The 1,929-nt window shown below is 54.7% G+C and carries 4 protein-coding genes; all 4 read right to left on the reverse strand.

Annotated elements, in window-relative coordinates:
* Nucleotides 1–513 (reverse strand): aldo/keto reductase (locus tag VAE48_RS05365; protein WP_416181022.1); only part of this gene is annotated, 513 nt, incomplete at its 3' end.
* 10 nt (nucleotides 514–523) lie between these two features.
* Nucleotides 524–898 carry a nuclear transport factor 2 family protein gene (locus VAE48_RS05370; protein WP_322792291.1) on the reverse strand — a complete coding sequence of 125 codons (375 nt, stop codon included), beginning with the start codon at nucleotides 896–898 and terminating at the stop codon, nucleotides 524–526.
* Nucleotides 899–936: 38 nt separating this feature from the next.
* Nucleotides 937–1,428, reverse strand: a complete 492-nt coding sequence (locus tag VAE48_RS05375) for a nucleoside-triphosphatase (RefSeq protein ID WP_322792292.1) — start codon at nucleotides 1,426–1,428, stop codon at nucleotides 937–939.
* A 12-nt stretch (nucleotides 1,429–1,440) separates the two neighbouring features.
* The coding region (locus tag VAE48_RS05380; protein ID WP_322792293.1) for an ABC transporter ATP-binding protein at nucleotides 1,441–1,929 on the reverse strand (489 nt) is incomplete at its 5' end.

Raw genomic sequence — 1,929 nt, forward strand, 5'->3', positions numbered from 1 at the left:
CTGCAACTGGTTGGCGAGAATGGGCTGCCTGACGTATTTTTTCAACAACTCAATTTGCATCGGCTTGTGATTGGATACGCCGAAGTACCTGACTTTTCCTGTGGAGTACAGGATATCGAACGCCTCTGCCACTTCTTCTGGCTCTACCAGGGCATCCGGCCGGTGCAGCAGCAACACATCCAGATAATCCGTACGCAAACGCCTCAGGATACCATCCACCGAATTGAGGATGTGTTCTTTCGAGAAATCGTAACGTCCCTCGCGGATGCCGCACTTTGACTGCAGAATAACCTTTTCACGCACACGGTCATTCATGTGAATTGCCTGAGCAAATATTTCTTCACAGGCGCCGCCGCCGTAAATATCGGCATGATCAAAAAAGTTTGCGCCAAGATCCAAAGCAGTCTGGACAAACTGCTCAGCCTCTTTAGGCTGTAATTGATTGATACGCATGCAACCGACCGCCACAACCGGCACTTCCAGCTCACTTACGCCCAGCCTGATTGTTCTCATCATTTTTACTTCATCCTTTCACATAAGAGAGTTTTTCACAAATCAACCCATCCCGCACACGGTACACATCCACGCCGCGCACATGACCCTTCCTCCCCTGTGTATCCACCCAGGAATATTTCCAGCGCATCACACAGCGCTCGCCCAAGCCAAAAATCTCCTCAATCTCAATCTGCGCCTGCGGCGACTGCTCAAAAAATTCTTGCCAAAAACGCATGACTGCTGGTCTTCCTTTGTATAACGTTCCATCCGGCGCGGGGTGGGTGTTTTCAAACAGGCAGTCCTCGCTCATGCGCTCCATCATTCCACTGACATCATGCCGGTTAAAGGCTTCATTAAAAGCCAGCACCACCCGCAGCGCAGATTCCACCTTTGCCAGCCGCATCGCGCAACTCCTTTCCGGGATGAACAGCTACCCCGCTTTTATTTTACCGGTTTTCGCACCATAATGACCGCATGCGGCTGCCATTTCTCAGCATATGGCAACAACGCAGGGCGTATCACCACCAGCGCAAGCCGATACGCCCGCGATTCAATTGCCGGCAGGGCTGCACTCCAACCCCGCCCCTGCTCCAGTTCCAAGGGCCCAATCTCATCTACCACCAGCAGATCGCAGGGTACTGCCTGCTGAAAGAGTGTGTTTCCCCACTCCACCGTCTCGGTTTCAAATTGCCATTCGCGGGTGTGGATCAGGCCAGCCTGGTTCACCTGCCGGCGGCGTGCCAGCAGCCGACGTTCACCGCTGCGCAGGTCGAGTGCTTCAATACCAACTTTATAGCCTTCCTGAAAGACACCCGGGCTGAGTACACCGCTCACCTGCCAGTCTGCTTCACGGGCAAGTTGAATCAAACGTTCACACCAGCGGGTCTTGCCCTGACCAATCTCTCCGCTGATAATCCACAATTCTCCGTCCATGAACGCTCCGGTTCACTCCCAGGTAAGGTGGCGGCGGCCGTCAAACTTCCACACCCGCAAGGGAATACCATAAGTATCGCTCAACAGGTCTGCCTGCCAGACTTCATCCAGCAGCCCGCTGCGCAAAACCTGCCCGCCGCGCATCAGCACCACCTGATCTGCCAGAGCGGCCACCACTTCCGGCTCGTGAGAAGTGAGCAGAATGGTCGTCCCGTTTTCCCTCAGGTTTTGCAGGCAGGTGATCAACCGTTTCTTGTTTCCCAGATCGAGATGAGAGGTCGGCTCATCCAGCAACAACAGGCTGGCTTGCTGCGCCAGCGCACGGGCTACCAGCAGAAGTTGAAATTCTCCACCGCTCAGCGCCTGCACGGTGCGTTTTACCAGCGGCAGCAACCCCACCGTTTCCAGCGCCGAAAGGGCAATTTCCACATCGGCTGCTGCCGGCATTTGCAAAGGAGAAAGGTGAGGCGCGCGCCCCAACAACACATATTCCAGCAAAGA

Origin of the sequence: Bellilinea sp., assembly GCF_034432615.1 — a bacterium.
GTDB lineage: Bacteria > Chloroflexota > Anaerolineae > Anaerolineales > Anaerolineaceae > Bellilinea.

Bases quoted from the DNA above. Each gene is read 5' to 3' on its own strand.
- VAE48_RS05370 (WP_322792291.1), bottom strand. From the start codon at position 898: ATGCGGCTGGCAAAGGTGGAATCTGCGCTGCGGGTGGTGCTGGCTTTT.
- VAE48_RS05375 (WP_322792292.1), bottom strand. From the start codon at position 1,428: ATGGACGGAGAATTGTGGATTATCAGCGGAGAGATTGGTCAGGGCAAG.